The following is a 19404-nucleotide window of genomic DNA, read 5'->3' on the forward strand; positions in this document are numbered from 1 at the left end:
CGACGCCGCCACCGATACACTGTGTGCCCTGAATTCCCGATCCGCATGAACCCGCCCAACCTCACCGACATCGCCCATCGCGCCACCGGCCGCACCGGCGTGCTGCTGATGAATCTCGGCTCGCCCGACGCGCCCACCGGCCCGGCGATCCGCCGCTACCTCGCCCAGTTCCTCGGCGACCCGCGCGTGGTCGAACTGCCGCGCGCGCTGTGGCTGCCGATCCTCTACCTGTTCATCGTGCCGTTCCGGCCGAAGCGCCTGGCCCATGCCTACGGCTCGATCTGGATGGACGAGGGCTCGCCGCTGCTGGTCCATTCCCGGCGCCAGGCGACCAAGCTGAAGGCCCTGCTGGCCGCCCAGCACGGCCGCGACGTACCGGTGGAACTGGCGATGACCTATGGCAACCCGAGCGTGGAATCGGCGATCGCCGCGCTCGAACAGCAGGGCGTGCGGCGGATCGTCGTACTGCCGCTGTACCCGCAGTATTCCGGCTCGACGACCGCCGCCTGCTTCGACACCGTGTTCGCCGAAACGCAGAAGCGCCGCTGGATGCCGGAACTGCGGACGATGAGCAGCTACCACGACCATCCCAGCCACATCGCCGCGCTGGCCAACAGCGTGCGCCGGCACTGGGACACCCAGGGCCGGGGCGATCACCTGCTGATGTCGTTCCACGGCGTGCCGCAGCACTACGTGACCGCTGGTGATCCCTACTACTGCCAGTGCCAGAAGACCGGCCGCCTGCTGGCCGAAGCGCTGGAACTGCCGAAGGATGCTTATTCGATCAGCTTCCAGAGCCGCTTCGGCAAGGCGCCCTGGGTGCAGCCGTACACCGATGCCACGGTGCGCGCGCTGGCCACGCGCGGCGTGAAGACGCTGGATGTCATCTGCCCCGGCTTCGCAGCCGACTGTCTGGAAACCCTGGAGGAAATCTCGATCGGCGTCGCCGAGGATTTCGTTGCGCACGGCGGTCGCGCGTTCCGCTACATCCCGGCGCTCAACGACCACGACGAGCACATCGAGATGATCGCCGGCCTGCTCGAAGATGCCCTCGCCGGCTGGCTGATGCCGCTGCCGCAACCCGGCGAAGTCGACACCCGCCTGGCCCGGGCCGCCGCGCTGGAGCCGGCGTTCCGGGGCCAGGTACTGCCGGCGCTTCAGGGCACCGGCTGAGCCGGCGGCGGCGACGCCGGCAGGCGGACCGTGCCGGTGCGCGCATCCGGTGACGGCAGCGCATCCGGCTTCAACTGCACCTGCGGCACGCTCGGCTGACGGCGAACCGCTGGCTGCGGTGCCGGCTGGCTCACGGCCGGCACCGGCTGCCCGGGCGACCCGCCCGACGGCGACAGGTTCACCGACGGCACCTTTTCCACGGCCGGCGCCGATGACGGTGACGACGACGGCACCGGCGCCGGCTGCGGCGCGAATTCCGATGCATTGACGCGCGGATCGCGCTGCAGCTTCAGCACGTCGCCGGGCGTCAGGGTAATCACCGGAACATTCGGCTGGCGGCGCACCTGCGGCGGGTTCTCGACCGGTGCCGAAGCAGCCGCAGCGGCAGGCGGCAAGGCCACGGCCGGCGTCTCGACGACCGGCGGAGTCGCAGCCGGTGGCGGCAGCGGCAGGGCGGTGGCCGCCGTGGCGGGCGGCTCAACCGGCGCCGGCGTATCGCCCGGCACGATGGTCGGCTCCGGCGGCGGCGGCTCCGCTCCCCGGGCCAGCGGTGCGGCCGGCTTGGCGGGCGCCGGCGTTGCCGGCGCCGGAGCAGCGGCCGGCGCGGCCGGAGGCGCAGTCACCAGCGGCTGCGGCGGGCTGTCGGTGGCGGCCGTCGGCGGCGTGGTGGCGACCACGGCCGCCGGTGCAGCTGTCGAGGCGGTCGCCGTGCAGCCGTTTTCGTCGACCCGCTCGCCGAGCGCCGTGCCGGGGCAGCGATCGCGGCCATTGGCGACGCCGTCGAAATCGTCATCCAGCGAACAGCCCTCGGCGTCGACGCGTGCGCCGCGCACCGAATAAGGGCACTGGTCGATGACATCGGGCACGCCATCGGCATCGCCGTCAGCCTTGCCGTCGACTGCAGCAGCGGCTGCCGGCGTCGCTGCCGGTGCCGGGGTGCTGGCGGCAATCGGCGCTGCGGCCGGAGCCGGAGCCGTATCAGCCGGCGCCGCAGCGCTGGCGCTATCAAGGCTGCAGCCATTGGCGTCAACGCGCTCGCCGGCCGGCGTCGCCGGGCACTGGTCGCGGCCATTGGCGACGCCGTCGAAATCATCATCGAGCGCACAGCCATCGGGGCCGACTGGCGTGCCGGCGACCGAGTACGGGCACTGGTCCGCCGTGTCGGGCACGCCGTCGCCGTCGGCATCGCCATCGACGCTGCAACCGTCGGCATTCACCTTGGTGCCAGCGGGGGTATACGGGCAATCGTCGAGTTCGTCGGACACGCCATCGCCATCGCCGTCAACCACCAGCGTGGGCGCCGCAGCCAGCTGCATCGGCCCGAGCAACAGCACGGCAAGCAGCGCCGAGGCTCGGGAGCGTGCGGTGGAATTCATCAGATTGAGTCCCCGTTAAGAATGAATCGCAGTTAACCTGCGTTATTTGCGAATCTAATGCACCGAATGTACCCGATCCGGGGGGGATTTTCGCCGGATTAACATTCCTACGCTCCGCACTGACCTGTTTTGTCCATGTCGCCCATCACGCCGCGTCTTCCGCTGGTTCTCGCGTCAGGCTCCCGCTACCGCGCCAGCCTCCTGGCCCGGCTGGGTGTGCCATTCGAGGCAATTGCCTCGGATGCGGACGAAAGCCGCCTTCCGGGCGAATCGCCACAGGCGCTCGCCGAACGGCTGGCGGAGGTCAAGGCGCAGCGGCTGGCAGCGCGATTCCCGGAACGCTGGGTGCTGGGCTCTGACCAGGTCGCCGCGCTGGGCGATCGCGTGCTGGGCAAGCCCGGCAGCCGGGACGCCGCGATTGCCCAGTTGCGCGCGCAATCCGGCCAGCAGGTCGATTTCATCACCGCTGTCGCGCTGGTCCAGGCGGCCAGCGGTGCGGTACATCGCCACGTCGATCTGACCCGCGTGCGTTTCCGCCCGCTGACGGCCGGGGAAATCGAACGCTATGTCGATGCCGAACCGGCTTTCGACTGCGCCGGCAGCTTCAAGAGCGAAGGGCTCGGCATCGCGCTGGTCGAAGCGATCGAGTCCGACGATGCGACCGGCCTCGTCGGCCTGCCGCTGATCGCGGTGCGGCGGCTGCTGGCGACGATCGGCCAGCCGCTGCCTTGAACGCCGTAGCTCACGCGCGGCCACGCCCACACAGTTCCATCCGGCCAAGCAAATGCCCCGCGCGGAGTCACGCACAGCGGCTTGCTGGGCGGCACGAGTCAAATGTGGCGTCTGACCTCGTAGTTCAGTTGATGCTGAGTACCGCCGCGTTGAACTTACAAATCTCGACCGTGAGATCTCGCGGTGACGGCAGGTCGTTGATCGTCGGGGTATCGCCCTTGTCGCCGGGGGAAACCAGCGCATTTTTCAGCGTTATCTTCCAGACGCTCCCAGCGTCCAAAGCGACGCTTGGACCTGCGGCAACGAACTGGATTGAGGATATTTCTCCTCGATCACGATCTGCGCGATCCGCCTCGCAAAGGTCTCTGAAACGAACGGAGCCTGGAAGTTAAAAAGCATCATGCCGACGCTCTTCGTTCCGCCACAAGAAGCGGCTGGTGTTACTGATCCAGAGGATTGCGCCGAAGCGTGGAACGTGGCGAGCAACAGCGTGCTGCCGACGAAGGGGCTGAACATGAGCTACTCACTGATACCTACTCTCGCTAAAGTCTAGCCGTCGCCCGCCGATGCACGGTCACAGGCCCGAAACGCTGCCCAGCACTAAAGCTCACGCGGGGCGAAGCCGTCGCGTGGAGCCCTTTGTTGGACCACGGCTCGCTCCACCAACTGAACAAGCCATTGCTCGGCGTGCCCCCAAGCCAAAGCCATGACGATAGCAGCCGCGAACAGAAGCACCAGGGAAACTGGAAGAAAGAAAATTGCAGCAAGAGAGAACGGAAGAGCAATGAATCCGGCCATGAGAAGCAGCATAACGGTGGTGAACGAGATACGAGCGGAGGACGCAATGCTGTTACTCGTAGTGACGTAAATGGAGCCGCCTACCAGATTGATTAGAGGCCGATACGTGATTACGCCACCCTTGAACTGCAACTGACTCTCGGTGCACTGGGTGATAACAGCGCCAATGTCTTGAAGCTCTCGCTCAATGCTGGGGCGGAGCTGAAGCAAGTTCGGTCGTTCGTTCACTCTTTTAGGTCCAACGTAGGTTAGCCGCCAGCCAACCACGCCGGCAGCGCATGGACCCCGTCGACCACCGCCCGCGCGCCAGCCTTGTACAGGCGGCCAGGTTCATGAACGCCGCAGGCCACGCCGAGCGCCGGCATGCCGATCGCCCGGGCCATCGCCACGTCGTATTCGGTGTCGCCGATCATCAGCGCCCGCTCAGGGGGGACGCCGGTCTCGCGCAGGATTTCCTCGAGCATCAGCGGATGCGGCTTGTCGGCGGTTTCGTCGGCGCAGCGGCTGGTCTCGAACAGCGGCCGGACGTGGCCGTGATCGTCGAAGGCGCCTTCCAGCCCGGCGCGCGGCTTGCCGGTGGCCACCGCCAGCCGGAAGCCGAGGCCGCGCAGTTCGGCCAGCGCGTCGGCGGCGCCGTCGAACAGCGGCGTCGAATGGATCTTCAGCCCGGATTCCCGGCGATGCAGCATCAGCTGGCGCATCACCCACTGCGGGTCGAACTCCGGATACAGGCGGCGCATGCCGTCTTCCAGCCCGAGGCCGATCAGCTCTGCGATCTGGTGGTTCTCGCGCGGCGGCAGGCCGAGATCGCGGATCGCGGCCTGCGTGGTGCTGACGATCAGCCCGGCCGAATCGGCGAGGGTTCCATCCCAGTCGAAGATCAGCAGCTCGAACGCCGCCATGTGCTCAGCGTCCCGGCCCGAGCACGTCGAGGAACTCGCGCAGCTCCCCGGTCATCGGCGCGTTCAGGATCAGCTTGCCGAACTCGCCGTCGGCCGGCAGCTGCAGGAAATGGGAATGCAGGAACATCCGCCGCAGACCCTTGTCGCGGATCGGCTTCTGGTCGTCGCGGAGGCCGTACTTGCGGTCGCCGGCCACTGGATGGCCGAGCGCCAGTGCGTGCACGCGAATCTGGTGGGTGCGGCCAGAAAAGATGTGCACCTCGCAGAGCGTGGCGTCCTTGTAGTGCGCCTGCGGCACGAAGCGCGACTTCGACGGCTTGCCGTCCTCCTCGTCGATATCGACGAACCGCTCGCCGCCGGGAATGGCCCGCTTGACCAGCGCGGCGTCGACATCGCGTGCGCCGCCCTGCAGTCGGCCGACCAGCAGCGCGAAATAGCGCTTGTCGGCCAGACCTTCGCGGAACGCGCGCTGGGCGCGCAGCAGGCCCGGGCGGGATTTCGCCAGCAGCAGCACGCCGCTGGTGTCGCGATCGAGACGGTGGGCCAGTTCCAGGAAGTCGTACTTGCCCCAGCTGCGCGCCGCCTCGATGACGCCGTAGGCGATGCCGGTGCCGCCGTGCGAGGCGAGCCCGGCCGGCTTGCAGATCGCCAGGTAATGCTCGTCCTCGTGGACGATGGCTTCGCGAAGACGGTTCAGCACCGCATCCGGCGCCCGCACCTGCTCGGTTTTCTCGGCGATCCGCACCGGCGGAATGCGCACCTCCTCGCCCAGCGCCAGCTTGCGGTCCGGCTTCGCCCGGCCGCCGTCCACCCGCACCTGCCCGGAACGCAGGATCAGGTAGATGTGCGATTTCGGCACGCCCGGCAGGCACTTCATCAGGTAGTTGTCGATGCGCTGGCCGTCCTCGTTCGGGCCGATCGTCATGTGCACGACCACGCTCGGCAGGTTGGCCGGCTCGGCGACCTTGGCTTTCACGGCCGCGCGCGACACCGGGTTGAACTTCGGCGCGTGGACCTTCTTCCGCGCCGGCGCGGCCGGCCGGCCGGAGAACGGTTTGCCGGACGCGGCCTTCGCAGCCGGTTTCGACGCCGGCCGTGCCGGGCCGGCCGCAGCCGGCCGTGCCACTTTCGGACGTCCGGCATCCTTGCTACGCGCGGCGGCGCGATCTGCCGGGGCCGCTGCCGCCGGCCGGCCGGCCGGCTTGTCTGACCGCGCCGGTGGCGGGTTCAGCACATTGTTCCAGTCACCCTTCTGGCGCGGCGCATAGCCAGGCTTGCCTCCCGCCGGCCGCGCCGCACGCGGCGGATGACCGCCACCGCCTCCGCTGCGGGCGGCCGGCTTGCCGGCGGCGCGGCCGGCCGCCGGCGCAGCCTTGCGGGCGGGTGGCCGGGCGCCCGGACGGGAAGCGGCGGACTTGGCAGCAGGCTTGCGATTCACGGCGATCTCGGCGGGACAACGTGGTTACGGCAGTGCGTCAGGACCGTGACGCCGGGATCCGGCGGCCAACCGATGGGTCGGTGACACCGCCGTTGCAGGTCGGGGCTGGCCGGTTCGAGCCATGCCCTTGAGCGGCAACGCAAAACTACCGCAGGCAGGAAGTTCGTGGCACACTTCGGTACGTCTGTCGCGCAGGTGCCAGACGAAAAACTCAGCGATCGACCCACGGGTTGTCGCCGGGGCCCTGGCAGGACTCAGCGGGTGCGCATGGTAACAAAACCGTCCGCCTTGCCAGCGCCAATTCCGCTAGCCATCAGCACGCTGCCCCCTGAAGGGTCGGCGTTCCGCACATACAGCGTTCCCGCACGAGGCGGGGATGAATCGACGATCGAACCCTCACAATTTCGTAACGATCGAGGCGCGCCACAGACGCGCCGCATCCCGTGTCGCGCGGTCGAGCGTGTCAACAGACAGCATTCGAGACCGCCACCATGAAAAGAATCCTGATCAACGCCACACAGCGCGAGGAATTGCGCGTGGGCATCGTCGACGGGCAAAAGCTTTACGACCTTGACATCGAACTGGCCTCGCGCGAACAGCGCAAGTCCAACGTCTACAAGGGCAAGATCACCCGCGTCGAGCCGAGCCTCGAGGCCTGCTTCGTCGACTACGGCGCGGAACGTCACGGCTTCCTGCCGCTGAAGGAAATCCACCGCGACTACTACCGGCCGAATGCCCCGGCCGGCGGCGGCAAGAACAACATGCGGGAACTGATCGCCGAAGGCTCGGAGATCATCGTCCAGGTCGAAAAGGAAGAGCGCGGCAACAAGGGTGCGGCGCTGACCACCTACGTCAGCCTAGCCGGCCGCTACCTGGTGCTGATGCCGAACAACCCGAAGGCCGGCGGCATTTCCCGGCGCGTCGAGGGCGAGGAACGCGAGGAAGCGCGCGAAGCGCTGGCGGCACTGACCATCCCGGACGGCATGGGCATTATCGTCCGCACCAACGGCATCGGTCGCTCGGCCCCCGAGCTGCAGACCGACCTCGACCAGCTGGCCGACACCTGGGGCCGCATCACCCAGGCCGCCAGCGAGCTGCCGGCGCCGTTCCCGCTGTACAAGGAAAACAACGTCGTCCTGCGGGCGCTGCGCGACTACCTGCGCCCGGACATCGGCGAGGTGATCGTCGACAACGCCGAGATCTACGAGGAAGCCCGGGCGCAGATGGAGCGCTCGATGCCGGCCGAGAAGCACAAGCTGAAGCTGTACCGCGACGATATCCCGCTGTTCTCGCGTTACCAGGTCGAAAGCCAGATCGAATCGGCGCATGAGCGCATGGTCCGCCTGCCGTCCGGCGGCTCGATCGTCATCGACCACACTGAAGCGCTGACCGCGATCGACATCAACTCGGCGAAGGCGACCGGCGGTGGCGGCATCGAGGAAACCGCGCTGCAGACCAATCTGGAAGCAGCCGAGGAAATCGCCCGCCAGCTGCGTCTGCGCGATCTCGGTGGCCTGATCGTGATCGATTTCATCGACATGAACTCAACCAAGAACCAGCGCGAGGTCGAGAAGGCGGTGCAGGAAGCCTGCGAGATCGACCGCGCCCGCGTGCAGGTCGGCCGCCTGAGCCGCTTCGGCCTGCTGGAAATGAGCCGCCAGCGGCTGCGTCCCAGCCTGTCCGAACACACCCAGATCGCCTGCCCGCGCTGCGAAGGCCGCGGCCAGATCCGTTCGGTCGAATCGCTGGCGCTGGCCGCACTCCGCCTGATCGAGGAGGAGTGCATGAAGGACCGCACCGGGCGCGTGATCGCGCAGCTGCCGGTCGATGTCGCCACCTTCCTGCTGAACGAGAAGCGCGGCGTGATCGGCGAGCTGGAATCGCGCTACATGGTGGTCGTCACCCTGGTGCCGAACGAGACACTGGAAACGCCGAAGTACGAAATCCTGCGCATCCGCACCGACCACCTGTCGCAGGGTGAAAACGCCGGTATGAGCTACCGCCTGCCGCAGGACTTCAAGGCCGAGGCGCGCGCCGCGCTGGTCGGCAGCGGCACCCCGCAGGGGCCGCGCGGCGCCTCCGGCGAAGCGGCCGTCAAGGCGCTGCTGCCGAATGCACCAGCCCCGCTGCCGCTGGATGCGCCGGACCCGACTGTTGCGGCACCCGCTGCCACCAAGGCGCAGCCGCCGGCACCGGCGGCCGTGCTGAAGCCGGTGGCCCCGGGCGGCTTCTTCGCCTGGGTGCTGCGCCTGTTCGGCATCGGCAAGCGCGCCAGCGACACCGCCGCGCCAGCCCGCAAGGCCGACGGCAACAGCAACGGCCAGCGCCCGCCGCAGGGCGCGCGCAACGGCGGCCAGCAGCAGGGCGGCCAGCAGCGCCAGGGCCGTGATGGCGGACGTGACGGCAACCGAGACGGACGCCGCGACGGCGGCCGGCCGCAGGACAGCCAGCAGCGCCGCGACGGTCGCCAGGACGGCGGCCGCGACGGCAATCGCGATGGCAACCGCGATGCGCGCCGCGACGGCCAGCAGCAGCCGCGCCGCGACGGCCGCAACGGCAACGAACCGCGTGCCGACGGCGCCAGCAACGGCAACGGCAACAACAACCGGCCTCAGAACCCGAACGGCGGCCAGGGCCGCCAGGACGCGCGCCAGGACGGCCGTGGCGAAGGACGTGGCGAGCGCGGCCAGCAGCCGCCGCGCCAGCCGCAGGCACCGCGCCAGCCGCAGAATCCGGCACCGCGTCCGGCAGCGGCAGCAGCTGCTGCGGATGGCGAGTTGCCAGCCGCCGCCGTCGCAGCCGCCGTGGTCGGCGCGCCGCTGCTGGCCGATGCCACCACAGCCGCCGCGCCGGTGGAATCGATGAGCGCGCTGCTGGCGTCGACGGCCGTCGACAACCCCGCTGAAGGCGAGGCCGCGGCAGCCGATCCGGCCGCCACCGCCGCCAATGGCGAAGCGCGCGAAGGCGGCAGCCGGCGCGGTCGGCGTGGACGGCGCGGCCGTGGCCGTGGCCGCAACGGCGAAGCCGGCGAACGCAACCCGAACGCCGTACCCGGCAGCGAAGGCGAGGCGGCGGACGATGCCGCAGATGGCGATGACAACGAACTCGCCGCCGGCGGCCTGAACGGTGCCGACGAGATTCCGCCGATGTTCGATCCGGCGGCTCTCGAAGTGCTGCCGTCGAGCGACGAACCCGGCTACGCGCCGCGCCGAGACCAGCGTCCGGCGCGCGTCGAGACCGCAGCAGCCGCAGTTGTCGTGGCGGCCGCCGAAGAAACCCAGGCCGCCGCGCCGGCTGCACCGGTGCAAGACGCGGCGCCGGTTGCCGAAGCGGCCGTGGTGATCGCGGCCGTCGAAACGCCGCCGCCGGTGGCCGCAGTCGAAACGCCGGCCGAGCCAGTAGCCAAGCCGGGGGCCGAGGTCGCGGCCGTCGAGACGCCGGTCGCAGCCCCCGTACAGGTCGCCGAACCGGTGCCGGCCGCACCGCTGGTGGTGGCCGAAGCGCCGGTGGTGGTGGAAGTCGCCCCGCCCGTCGCCGTCGAGGCCGTGGCAGCCGCCGAGCCGGCGCCGATCGCGGAACCGCCGGTGGCGGTCGAAGCAGCCGCTGCGGCCATCGAACCGGCCGTGACGCCGGCAACGGCGGCCGAACCGGCAGCGGTTGTGGCGGCGGTCCCGGCAGCGACGGCCGACGAGGCTGCGCCGGCTGCCGCCACCGATGGCAGCACCGACGACAGCGCCGTGAAGAAGTCCGACACGGTCGCCTGAGCCCGGCAACGGCGCTGGCCGGCTTGGCCCCGCACAGGGGCCAGGCCGCAAGCCAGCCCGGACAAAAAAAGCCGCGTCGATCGACGCGGCTTTTTTGTTGCCCGAGCGCTTGGCTACTCGCGGCGCAGGATGCGGTCGACCAGCTGGTTGGCCCAGAAATTCGACTTGAACGAGGCGGTCACCGCGACCGGGTCGTAGTGCTGCGCCACCCAGTCCGGAAACGGGGTGCCGGGATGGGCGGCCAGGTGATCCCGGTAGCTGTAGAACACCTGGTCGAGCACGCCGGTCTTGGCCGCCTTGATGTGGCCGTGGCGCCAGAAGTCCAGCTGGCGCATCGCGGTATCGAAGGGCGCGCCGCGCAGCAGCAGGAAGATCGTCGACACCATGCCGGCGCGGTCCGCACCGGACTTGCAGTGGATCAGCAGCGGCTTCGGCAGGCGGTCGAGCAGGCTGATGATTTCCAGCAGCTCGTCGCGCTGCGGCGCGCTGCGCGAGCCGATCGGGAAATGCACCAGCCGCAGGCCGATGCGCTTGCAGGTGTCCCATTCAAGCTGGTTGGAGCCGAGATGGGTTTCGTTGCCGCGCAGGCTCAGCACGGTCTGGATGCCGGCCCGTTGCGCGCCTCGGAGCTGGTACGGCATCGGGTGGCCGCAGCGGTGCAGCTCGGGCGTGATCTTGAGCCGCGTGTTGTAGATGAAGCGGAAGATCGAGTGATCGACGAACAGCATGTTCAGCCAGGCGCGGACGCGCGCCCAGGGCTTGAGCAGCGGCACATCCGGCGGCAGCACGGCGGTGCGGCGGCTCATGCCCGCGCCGCCAGCAATGCGGCGACCGCCTGCAGATCGGCCTCGGCGTCGACACCGCGCGGCGCCGGCACGTCGGACACGCCGACGGCGATCCGCAGCCCGGCTTCCAGCGCCCGCAGCTGCTCCAGCGCTTCGCAGGATTCGAGCTGTGATGCTGGCAGCTGGCTGAACCGGCGCAGCGCGCCGACCCGGTAGGCGTACAGGCCGATGTGGCGGAACGCGAGGCCCGCCGGCAGCGGCGAGGTCGGCGACGTGCCTTCGCGCTTCCACGGAATCGGCGCCCGCGAGAAGTACAGCGCGTGGCCGTTGGCGGCACGCACCACCTTGACGAAGTTCGGGTTCAGCCAGTCCTCAAGCTGATGCAGCGGATGGCACAAGGTGGCGATGTCGGCCGAAGGATCGTCGGCCAGCAGGCGCGCCGCCTCGATCACCATCGCCGCCGGCATCAGCGGCTCGTCGCCCTGCAGGTTGACGACGATCTCCTCATCCGCCCAGCCGGCAACGGTGGCGATCTCGTTGACCCGATCGGTGCCGGACAGATGGGCCGGATCGGTCATCCGCACGTCGGCGCCGAAGTCCGCACACAGCGCCTGGACTTCGGCATCGTCGGTGGCGATGGTCACGGCGGCCGGCCCGGCGACTGCGCAGGCGGCCTGCCAGGTCCACTGCACCATCGGCTTGCCGGCCAGTTCGCGCAGCACCTTGCGCGGCAGGCGCGTGGAGCCGAGCCGCGCCGGAATGACGATGCGGAAGCGGCGTTCGCTCACTGCAGTTCGTCGTCGCGCAGCGGTCGCGCTTCCTCTTCGAGCATCACCGGAATGCCGTCACGCACCGGATAGGCAAGGCGCGAGGCCTTGCACCAGAGTTCCTGGACGTCCGGATGCCAGGTCAGCGGCCCCTTGGTGACCGGGCAGACGAGGATGTCGAGCAGGCGCTTGTCCATGGATTCAGAAGGATTTTCGGGGAAGACCGGACAGCAATTTTCGCACAAGCGCCGTGTCGGCCTCACCGATGCGCGCCTCGGCCGGCACGTACCACAGGCCGGGCCTGGCGAACGCGGCGCACTTCACGGCGTCCTTCTCGGTCATCAGCACCGGCGCCGCATCGCCGAAGGCGAGATCGGCAGCCACGAAACGATGATGATCCGGGAACGGTTGCGGAATCACGACAAGACCGGCCGCCGTCAGCACATCGAAGAAACGCTGCGGATGGCCGATGCCTGCAACCGCGTGCAGCGTCTGGCCGCTGAACGCCGACAGCGGCCGCAGCTCGCCGCTGTCCAGCGCCTGCGCCCGGTCGATGCCGAGCTGCATCGCCAGCTGCGGCCGGCCATGCGCTGGCAGCGCTGCATGCTGCGGGCCGTTGACGATCACCGCATCGACACCGGCCAGCCGCGCCGCCGGTTCGCGCAGCGGCCCCGCCGGCAGCCACGCGCCATTGCCGAGACCGCGCGCGCCGTCGATCACGCAGAACTCGAGATCGCGGGCCAGCCGGTAGTGCTGCAGGCCGTCGTCGGCGATCAGCAGATCGACACGATCCTGCTCGATCAGCAGCCGCGCAGCGGCGACGCGATCCGGCGCCACCGCCACCGGCACGCCGCTGCGTCTTGCGATCAGCGCCGGCTCGTCGCCGCATTCGGCCGGATCGGTACTCGCCGAGACCCGCAGCGGATAGGCCGCAGCACGGCCGCCATAGCCGCGGCTGATCACGCCGGGCCGGAAGCCAAGTGCCCTCGCCTGTTCGACCAGCCAGAGCGTCACCGGCGTCTTGCCGGTGCCGCCGACGCTGATGTTGCCGACCACCACCACCGGCACCGGCAGGCGCACCGCCTGCGCGCGTTTCGACGCCCCGATGCGATCCGCGACCCGACCGTACAGCGCAGCCAGCGGCCGCAGCACCAGCGGCGGGGATTCCGCCGAGTACCAGCGCCGTTCGAGCCAGCGCTTCAATGCGCGGCCCGATCCGGGCAGCGACCTTCAGCAGCCGTCATTCCGGCGAAGGCTGGAATCCAGTGCCGTCCGACGCGCCCTGTTTGAAGGAGGCGTACTGGATCCCGGCCTTCGCCGGGATGACGGGCTCGAGGTACGCGCGGGGCCGTGCCCATCAGGCCGCGACCGGCTCGTCGCGGAACTGCATGCGGTGCAGCGCGGCGTAGGCGCCATCGCGGGCGATCAGCGCCTCGTGGGTGCCCTGCTCGACGATCCGGCCCTGGTCCATCACCACGATCAGGTCGGCGCTCTGGATGGTCGACAGGCGATGGGCGATCACCAGCGTCGTGCGGCCTTTCATCAGCTCGGTCAGCGCCTGCTGGATCGCCCGTTCGGATTCAGTGTCGAGCGCGCTGGTGGCCTCGTCGAGGATCAGGATCGGCGCATCCTTGTACAGCGCGCGGGCGATGGTCAGGCGCTGCTTCTGGCCGCCGGACAGATTCGCACCGTCCTGGCCGAGCATCGTGTCCAGCCCCTGCGGCAGCCGTTCGATGAACTCCCAGGCGTGGGCGCGGCGCGCCGCTTCCTCGATCTTGTCGCGGGTGGCGCCGGTGGAGCCGTAAGCAATGTTGTCGGCGATGCTGGCGTTGAACAGCACGATGTTCTGATCGACCAGCGCCACCTGCCGGCGCAGGTCCGACAGCCGGTAGTCGCGGGCATCGAAACCATCGAGCAGCAGCCGCCCGGACGTCGGGTCGTAGAAGCGCGGGATCAGCGACAGCAAGGTCGACTTGCCGCTGCCGGAGCGGCCAACGAAGGCCACCGTCGCACCCGGCGCGACCTCCAGGCTGACGCCATCCAGCGCGGCGCGGCCGTCGGCCTCGTAGGCGAAGCGCACATCGTCGAAGCGCAGGCTGCCCTGGCTGCGCGCCAGCGGCCGGCTGCCGGCATCGGCTTCGACCGGCGTGTCGAGAAAGCGGAACAGATCGGCGCCGGCCACCAGCCCGCGCTGCAGGCGTTCGCTGATCGCAGTCATTGCCGCCATCGGCGCGCGCAGGCTCAGCATCGCGGCGATGAACGAGGCGAAGGTGCCGGCGCTGACGGTTTCGATCATGCCGGGCGCGGTGGCGACGAACACCAGCATCGCGACACCAACGGCGGCGATCATTTCCAGCGCGCTGTTCGATGCCGCACCGCTGGCCGTCATCTTCAGGCTCTGCCGGCGCAGGTAATCGTCCATGCGCCGGAACGCGTCCAGCACATAGCTTTCTCCGCCGTACAGCTTGAGGATGCGGCGGCCGGTGATCGCCTCATCGGCGGAATGGGTGATGCCGGCCACCGAGCCCTGTACGCGCTGCGACAGCTTGCGGAACCGGCGGTTGACCCAGGTGATCGACAGGCTCACCAGCGGCGCGATGGCCAAGGTGAACAGCGCCAGCTTCCAGCTGGTCCAGAACAGCAGCCCGAGCAGGCCGATCGCCGACAGGCCGTCCTTGACGATCGCGGTCAAGACACCGGTGGCGCTGTCGGCCACCTGGTTGGCGTGGTAGGTCAGCTTGGTTTGCAGATCGGCATTGCGGGACTTGTCGTGATGCGCCACCGGCACGTGCAGCAGATGCTCGAACACCTCGCAGCGCAGCCGCGACACCACCCGCTGGCCGACCGCCGCAATGCCGTAGGCGGCCGCGAAACCGGCGATGCCGCGCAGCAGGAAGATGCCGAGGATCGCGAACGGCATCACCGCGATGACCTGGGGATCGCGCTCGACGAAGATCGAATCGATCAGCGGCTGGATCAGCCGCACGAAGGCCAGATCGGTGCCGGCAAAGGTGACCATGCCGAGCATCGCCAGCAGGAACAGCCGCCAGTGCGGCGCACCGTAAGCAAGCAGGCGACGCCAGACGGCGGCGGGGCGATACGGATCGGGGACACTCATGCCGAAATGGTAGCAGCCGGGTCGCGTCGTCTAAGATCGGGCACCCGCGAAAACCGCCTGTTCCACTTCAGGAAATCCCCGCCCCGCCATGTCCAGCGCGCCCGCCAAAACGCTGTTCGAGAAGATCATCGCCCGCGAGATTCCCGCGACGATCGTCTTCGAGGACGAGCTCTGCATCGCCATCCGCGACATCAACCCGGTCGCCCCGACCCACATCCTGCTGATCCCCAAGAAGCCGATGCCGCGCCTCTGCGACGCGGTGCCGGAAGACCAGGCCCTGCTCGGCCACCTGATGCTGAAGGCCACCGCGATCGCCGAGGCCGAAGGCTATGGCGACGCCTACCGGCTGGTGGTCAACAACGGCGCCGCCGCCGGCCAGAGCGTGTTCCACCTGCACCTGCACATCGTCGCCGGCCGCCCCCTGAAGTGGCCACCGGGGTGAGAAGCAACACGCTTGCGGAGCATTGCTCCGCGTTGCTTCGAACGCCACCGAGGAACGAGGTGGCCGGGTCGAGCCCCCGAACGTTGCTTCGAACGCCCGCGAGGAACGAGCGGGCCAGGGCGCAGCCAGAAGCCGGACGCTTGCGGCGCACTGCGCCGCCTGGGTGAGAAGCAACACGCTTGCGGAGCACTGCTCCGCGTTGCTTCGAACGCCACCGAGGAACGAGGTGGCCGGAACGGACGTCACTGCAAGACTCGATGAAGCTTTAGCAGCGCCGCCAGACGCCTCGTCACTCGCCCCCCATCCCCCACCGCCGCAGCCCCGATGAGCATCCGCGCCACCTACCGCTACTTCCAGACCATGCCGACGCGCTGGAAGGACAACGACCGCTACGGCCACGTCAACAACGTCGAGTACTACTCGTACTTCGACACGGTGTTGAACTGCTACCTGATCGACGAAGGCGGGCTCGACATCCACCACGGCACGGTGATCGGCTATATCGCCGAATCGAACTGCAAGTTCCTGCGCTCGGCCGCGTATCCGGATGTGCTGGAAGTCGGCCTGCGGGTCGGCAAGCTCGGCAACTCCTCGGTGCGCTACGAACTGGCGCTGTTCAAGCGCGGCGAGGACGCGCCGCTGGCCGAAGCCTGGATCGTCCACGTGTTCGTCGACCGGGCCAGCAACCGCCCGCATCCGATTCCGGACGGCATCCGCGCCGCCCTCGCCCGCATCCAGAGCCCGACCACCCCGCCATGACGCTCAAGACCCGCGCCGCCGTCCTTCGCGAAATGGGCCTGCCGGCCCCGTACGCGCAATCGAAGCCGCTGTCGATCGAAACCATCGACCTCGCCCCGCCCGGCCCCGGCGAACTGCTGGTCAAGATGACCGCCGCCGGCCTCTGCCACTCGGACTTGAGCGTGATCGACGGCACCCGGCCGCGCGTGATGCCGATGGCGCTCGGCCACGAAGCAGCCGCCACGGTGATCGAATGCGGCGCCGACGTCACGGCCTTCAAGCCGGGCGACGACGTGGTGTTCTCGTTCGTGCCCGCCTGCGGCCACTGCCAGCCCTGCGCCACCGGCCGCGCCGCTCTGTGCGAACCGGGCGCCAAGGCGAACGTTGCCGGCACCCTGCTGGCCGGCAGCCGGCGGCTGCAGTTCCCGGATGGCGGCGATGCGATCAACCACCACCTCGGCGTGTCCGGCTTCGCCGAGTACGCGGTGGTGTCGGCGGCCTCGGCGGTCAAGGTGCGGCCGGGCCTGGCGCCGGAGATCGCCGCCGTGTTCGGCTGCGCGGTACTGACCGGCGTCGGCGCCGTGGTCAACACCGCCAAGGTGCCGCCGGGCGCCTCGGTCGCCGTGTTCGGCCTGGGCGGTGTCGGTCTGGCCGCACTGCTCGGCGCGCGGGCCGCCGGTGCGGCAACCATCGTCGCGGTCGATCTGCAGCCGGCCAAGCTCGAACTGGCGAAATCGCTCGGCGCCACGCACATCATCAACGCCGGAACTTCCGCCGATGTCGTCGCCGAAATCCGCGAAGCCACGCGCGGCGGCGCCGAATACTGCTTCGAGAGCGTCGGCAACGAACGCGTGCTGCAGCAGGCGTACGCCGCAACCTCGCGCGGCGGCATGACGGTGACCATGGGCCTGCCGCACCCGTCGAAGCAGTTCTCGATCTCGGCCGTCAGCCTGACTGTCGAAGAACGCACCGTGAAAGGCAGCTACATGGGCTCCTGCGTGCCCAGCCGCGACCTGCCGCGCTTCGTCGCGATGCACGACGCCGGCCTGCTGCCGGTCGAGCGGCTGCTGACCCACCGGCTGAAGCTGGACGACATCAACGAAGGCTTCGACGTGCTGGCGCGCGGCGAAGCGGTGCGGCAGGTGGTGTTGTTCTGAGCCGCCGGCTCCAGCACCGTGAAGCCGGCCCCCAACCGCCATGTGGATTGCCACCCGCATGAAAGCTCCGTATGCAGTGCTCTTGACGCGCAGCTTGCTGATACGCAGCGCGCATAGCGACAGCGTGGGAGTACCGTTTCCCGTCCCGTTACCCCCGATTGCTGAAATCACGAGATCAACGAGGCGTTCCCTGTGACGATACGAACGCGATGCCACCCGGGATTCGGATTAGGGGACTTGCAGAGCAGTACTCAAATCCGGGATTGGCCCCCCGCTTGGCGTTGGGCTTGCTAGGAATGTTCCCTGCGATCCTCGTCTTGGTAGCCGCGTGCGGTATCTACTTCTTCGCGCGCTATCAAGAAGGCGAAATCATCGCCGAAGAATTTGCAGAACTTGAGTCAATGCTGGCTTCGTTTGTTTTGGCACTTATAGTGCTCTTTGCCTTTGTCATCCCAGAGATCAACGGCTACCGACTACCCCGCTGGCACGGTCGTCTGTTTATATGTCCGCCAGTCATCGCATGGGCGGCAGCATCATTTCCATCTGTCTTTCAAACTCCAGCAAACGTCATCGACGTTACAGTCGAAAAGATAAGAAAAACGGGCCTCGTTGGTTTGACACTTCTTTTCGTTACGTCGCTGTTCTCATGAATCAACGGCAAGCGCCCAACCAGACATCTAAGCGGATGGGCTTCGCCCGCTACTTAACTAGGCTTTAGGCATCAGAAGCAGTCTCGTCGGCGCTCGAACCGCCGAAGGACTCTAGAGGACACTCGCTTTGACGACGACCGACGACTTCCGAGAAATCGCCCATTCCGGCGGAAAGATCACGTTCACCTTCACAACAGGCGTCGACGATCGCCACCGGTATCAGATTAACGTTAGTAGCTCTAGCCCAGTCCCGGTTGTAATGATTGCGGTGTACGCACTTCCCCAAGGCGTGCCAGTCAGCAGCATCCAACTTGGCGGCATTGGCACACCCTGGAACCCTCCTCCGTTTGAGGGCTGCTATCCCGTCATGATTCAGTCAGACAGTCAGGGCCAGTTCGGCCACCACTGTCCTCGATGTGACGGCTACTGGCGCAGCGGGCCTTGGCCCAACTTCTGCCCGTACTGCAACCTCCGGGCGGAAGGCTATCAGTTCCTTTCGAAGGCCCAGCTTCACTTCACGCGACACTATTGCCGCGTACTACTTGATGGACTGAAGACCAACGAGGACGGCAAAGTCGTCATTGACATGGACGAGGTAGCCGATGCTGTCGACAAGAGTTCGTCAGAACGTCCAACCTTCTACATCGCAGAAGAAAGTCAACAGCACAAGTACAGGTGCCTCGCATGCGAAGAGTTCAACGACATCCTCGGCAGATTTGGGTACTGCTCGCTCTGCGGCACGCGCAATGACCTGCAAGAATTCGAAGGCAACACGGTCGTTGCGATACGCGAACGAATCAACAGTGGAGCGCCACCACAAGACTGCATTCGAGACGCTGTAGCTGCTTTTGATACTCTCGTCGCCCAATATGGGAAGCAACTTGCCGAACAAGTGCCGCTGACTTCTCGCCGAGTGACCCGATTAACCAAGTACAGCTTTCACGAGCTCGAAGAGATCCGGACGATCTTTCGAGATTGGTTTGACATCGACCTGTGCTCCGGCCTTAAGGAGACGGAGGTTTCGCAAGCGAGGCTGATGTTCTACAGAAGACATCTGTACGAGCACAACGGAGGCGAGGTAGACGAGAAGTACCTTGAGAAGAGCGGTGATACGTCAGTACGGTTGAAACAGGTGATTCGGGAGACTCGGGAGGGTGTGCATGCGCTTCTAGGCACACTCGTAAAGATGGCGCGCAATCTGCATACGGGCTTTCATGAACTGGTAGCGATCGAGCCCGGCCCAATCAAGGCCTTCGAAGAGAAAAAGAAACGCATAGGGCGGGTCGCGACCGGCACCTCAGCATCGTAGCCAGCGGGCAAGACCGCCGCGCGCATCGCTTGGCCCTGCCTGGCTAGGCTGCGTCATCGTCATCAGCGGCCACCGGCAAGCCGGCGGCATTGCGCAGGAACTGCCGCTCGTAGTGCCGATTGCGGCGGCTGCGCTTGGCGTTGGCGCGCTTGTCCTGGCGCTTGTCGACGACGATGTCCGACAGCTGGCTGAGGTCGTCGAGGGTCGTGATGTCGCTGGGTGAATTGCGGCGCGGCATGGCAGTTGGGGGAAGGA

The 19404-nt window shown here is 67.8% G+C and carries 19 protein-coding genes; 8 read left to right on the plus strand and 11 right to left on the minus strand.

Annotated elements, in window-relative coordinates:
* The first annotated feature begins 45 nt into the window (after window positions 1-45).
* Window positions 46-1173: a ferrochelatase gene (hemH, locus tag ACTIGJ_RS12930; protein ID WP_439640737.1), complete on the plus strand. Its 1128-nt coding sequence runs from the start codon at window positions 46-48 to the stop codon at window positions 1171-1173.
* Here the strand turns inward: hemH and ACTIGJ_RS12935 are convergent.
* Complete coding sequence (locus tag ACTIGJ_RS12935; RefSeq protein WP_439640738.1) at window positions 1158-2549, minus strand: thrombospondin type 3 repeat-containing protein; 1392 nt, start codon at window positions 2547-2549, stop codon at window positions 1158-1160. The two genes, hemH and ACTIGJ_RS12935, sit on opposite strands and share 16 nt — an antisense overlap.
* 135 nt (window positions 2550-2684) lie before the next feature.
* Between ACTIGJ_RS12935 and ACTIGJ_RS12940 the strand changes: the two genes are divergently transcribed.
* Complete coding sequence (locus tag ACTIGJ_RS12940) at window positions 2685-3281, plus strand: Maf family protein (RefSeq protein ID WP_439640739.1); 597 nt, start codon at window positions 2685-2687, stop codon at window positions 3279-3281.
* A 252-nt stretch (window positions 3282-3533) separates the two neighbouring features.
* Here the strand turns inward: ACTIGJ_RS12940 and ACTIGJ_RS12945 are convergent, their stop codons facing one another.
* From ACTIGJ_RS12945 to ACTIGJ_RS12960, 4 genes are all read right to left on the minus strand, one after another.
* On the minus strand, window positions 3534-3797 hold the full coding sequence (locus tag ACTIGJ_RS12945; RefSeq protein ID WP_439640740.1) for a hypothetical protein: 264 nt from the start codon (window positions 3795-3797) through the stop codon (window positions 3534-3536).
* An 84-nt stretch (window positions 3798-3881) separates the two neighbouring features.
* Window positions 3882-4307: a hypothetical protein gene (locus ACTIGJ_RS12950; RefSeq protein WP_439640741.1), complete on the minus strand. Its 426-nt coding sequence runs from the start codon at window positions 4305-4307 to the stop codon at window positions 3882-3884.
* A 20-nt stretch (window positions 4308-4327) separates the two neighbouring features.
* Window positions 4328-4981, minus strand: coding sequence for an HAD-IA family hydrolase (locus tag ACTIGJ_RS12955; RefSeq protein WP_439640742.1), 654 nt, complete (start codon window positions 4979-4981; stop codon window positions 4328-4330).
* A gap of 4 nt (window positions 4982-4985) precedes the next feature.
* Complete coding sequence (locus tag ACTIGJ_RS12960) at window positions 4986-6419, minus strand: RluA family pseudouridine synthase (protein ID WP_439640743.1); 1434 nt, start codon at window positions 6417-6419, stop codon at window positions 4986-4988.
* A 491-nt stretch (window positions 6420-6910) separates the two neighbouring features.
* On the opposite strand from ACTIGJ_RS12960, the gene ACTIGJ_RS12965 reads away from it, so the two are divergent.
* Window positions 6911-10183: an Rne/Rng family ribonuclease gene (locus ACTIGJ_RS12965; protein ID WP_439640744.1), complete on the plus strand. Its 3273-nt coding sequence runs from the start codon at window positions 6911-6913 to the stop codon at window positions 10181-10183.
* Between the two features lie 113 nt (window positions 10184-10296).
* On the opposite strand, the gene ACTIGJ_RS12970 is transcribed toward ACTIGJ_RS12965, so the two are convergent.
* From ACTIGJ_RS12970 to msbA, 5 genes are all read right to left on the minus strand, one after another.
* Window positions 10297-10989, minus strand: coding sequence for a phosphatase domain-containing putative toxin (locus tag ACTIGJ_RS12970; RefSeq protein ID WP_439640745.1), 693 nt, complete (start codon window positions 10987-10989; stop codon window positions 10297-10299).
* A complete protein-coding gene (gene kdsB, locus ACTIGJ_RS12975; protein ID WP_439640746.1) occupies window positions 10986-11756 on the minus strand; it encodes a 3-deoxy-manno-octulosonate cytidylyltransferase in 771 nt (256 codons plus the stop codon). The genes ACTIGJ_RS12970 and kdsB overlap by 4 nt, the downstream gene beginning before the upstream one ends.
* Complete coding sequence (locus ACTIGJ_RS12980) at window positions 11753-11932, minus strand: Trm112 family protein (protein ID WP_439640747.1); 180 nt, start codon at window positions 11930-11932, stop codon at window positions 11753-11755. The genes kdsB and ACTIGJ_RS12980 overlap by 4 nt, the downstream gene beginning before the upstream one ends.
* Before the next feature lie 4 nt (window positions 11933-11936).
* Window positions 11937-12938, minus strand: a complete 1002-nt coding sequence (lpxK, locus tag ACTIGJ_RS12985; protein WP_439640748.1) for a tetraacyldisaccharide 4'-kinase — start codon at window positions 12936-12938, stop codon at window positions 11937-11939.
* A 154-nt stretch (window positions 12939-13092) separates the two neighbouring features.
* Window positions 13093-14853 carry a lipid A export permease/ATP-binding protein MsbA gene (gene msbA / locus ACTIGJ_RS12990; RefSeq protein WP_439640749.1) on the minus strand — a complete coding sequence of 587 codons (1761 nt, stop codon included), beginning with the start codon at window positions 14851-14853 and terminating at the stop codon, window positions 13093-13095.
* Window positions 14854-14941: 88 nt separating this feature from the next.
* Between msbA and ACTIGJ_RS12995 the strand changes: the two genes are divergently transcribed.
* The 5 genes from ACTIGJ_RS12995 (at window position 14942) to ACTIGJ_RS13015 (ending at window position 19149) form a co-directional block, all read left to right on the plus strand.
* The gene (locus ACTIGJ_RS12995; protein WP_439640750.1) at window positions 14942-15295 is read left to right on the plus strand and encodes a histidine triad nucleotide-binding protein; all 354 of its coding nucleotides are present in this window, start codon (window positions 14942-14944) and stop codon (window positions 15293-15295) included.
* A gap of 324 nt (window positions 15296-15619) precedes the next feature.
* On the plus strand, window positions 15620-16054 hold the full coding sequence (locus ACTIGJ_RS13000; protein ID WP_439640751.1) for an acyl-CoA thioesterase: 435 nt from the start codon (window positions 15620-15622) through the stop codon (window positions 16052-16054).
* A complete protein-coding gene (locus tag ACTIGJ_RS13005; RefSeq protein WP_439640752.1) occupies window positions 16051-17190 on the plus strand; it encodes a zinc-dependent alcohol dehydrogenase family protein in 1140 nt (379 codons plus the stop codon). The genes ACTIGJ_RS13000 and ACTIGJ_RS13005 overlap by 4 nt, the downstream gene beginning before the upstream one ends.
* Window positions 17191-17486: 296 nt before the next feature.
* On the plus strand, window positions 17487-17840 hold the full coding sequence (locus ACTIGJ_RS13010) for a hypothetical protein (RefSeq protein ID WP_439640753.1): 354 nt from the start codon (window positions 17487-17489) through the stop codon (window positions 17838-17840).
* A gap of 127 nt (window positions 17841-17967) precedes the next feature.
* The gene (locus ACTIGJ_RS13015) at window positions 17968-19149 is read left to right on the plus strand and encodes a hypothetical protein (protein ID WP_439640754.1); all 1182 of its coding nucleotides are present in this window, start codon (window positions 17968-17970) and stop codon (window positions 19147-19149) included.
* A 43-nt stretch (window positions 19150-19192) separates the two neighbouring features.
* Here ACTIGJ_RS13015 and ACTIGJ_RS13020 read toward each other — a convergent pair whose 3' ends face one another.
* On the minus strand, window positions 19193-19387 hold the full coding sequence (locus ACTIGJ_RS13020; protein ID WP_439640755.1) for a hypothetical protein: 195 nt from the start codon (window positions 19385-19387) through the stop codon (window positions 19193-19195).
* Window positions 19388-19404 lie beyond the last annotated feature (17 nt).

The sequence above is a fragment of the Nevskia sp. genome (assembly GCF_051860985.1).
Lineage (GTDB): Bacteria > Pseudomonadota > Gammaproteobacteria > Nevskiales > Nevskiaceae > Nevskia.

Coding starts and splice junctions, on each gene's coding strand:
- ACTIGJ_RS13010 (WP_439640753.1), top strand. CDS start 17,487: ATGTTCCCTGCGATCCTCGTCTTGGTAGCCGCGTGCGGTATCTACTTC.
- ACTIGJ_RS12935 (WP_439640738.1), bottom strand. CDS start 2,549: ATGAATTCCACCGCACGCTCCCGAGCCTCGGCGCTGCTTGCCGTGCTG.
- msbA (WP_439640749.1), bottom strand. CDS start 14,853: ATGAGTGTCCCCGATCCGTATCGCCCCGCCGCCGTCTGGCGTCGCCTG.
- ACTIGJ_RS12945 (WP_439640740.1), bottom strand. CDS start 3,797: ATGTTCAGCCCCTTCGTCGGCAGCACGCTGTTGCTCGCCACGTTCCAC.
- ACTIGJ_RS13020 (WP_439640755.1), bottom strand. CDS start 19,387: ATGCCGCGCCGCAATTCACCCAGCGACATCACGACCCTCGACGACCTC.
- ACTIGJ_RS12995 (WP_439640750.1), top strand. CDS start 14,942: ATGTCCAGCGCGCCCGCCAAAACGCTGTTCGAGAAGATCATCGCCCGC.
- ACTIGJ_RS12965 (WP_439640744.1), top strand. CDS start 6,911: ATGAAAAGAATCCTGATCAACGCCACACAGCGCGAGGAATTGCGCGTG.
- ACTIGJ_RS13005 (WP_439640752.1), top strand. CDS start 16,051: ATGACGCTCAAGACCCGCGCCGCCGTCCTTCGCGAAATGGGCCTGCCG.
- ACTIGJ_RS12970 (WP_439640745.1), bottom strand. CDS start 10,989: ATGAGCCGCCGCACCGCCGTGCTGCCGCCGGATGTGCCGCTGCTCAAG.
- ACTIGJ_RS13000 (WP_439640751.1), top strand. CDS start 15,620: ATGAGCATCCGCGCCACCTACCGCTACTTCCAGACCATGCCGACGCGC.
- hemH (WP_439640737.1), top strand. CDS start 46: ATGAACCCGCCCAACCTCACCGACATCGCCCATCGCGCCACCGGCCGC.
- ACTIGJ_RS12940 (WP_439640739.1), top strand. CDS start 2,685: ATGTCGCCCATCACGCCGCGTCTTCCGCTGGTTCTCGCGTCAGGCTCC.
- ACTIGJ_RS12980 (WP_439640747.1), bottom strand. CDS start 11,932: ATGGACAAGCGCCTGCTCGACATCCTCGTCTGCCCGGTCACCAAGGGG.
- ACTIGJ_RS12955 (WP_439640742.1), bottom strand. CDS start 4,981: ATGGCGGCGTTCGAGCTGCTGATCTTCGACTGGGATGGAACCCTCGCC.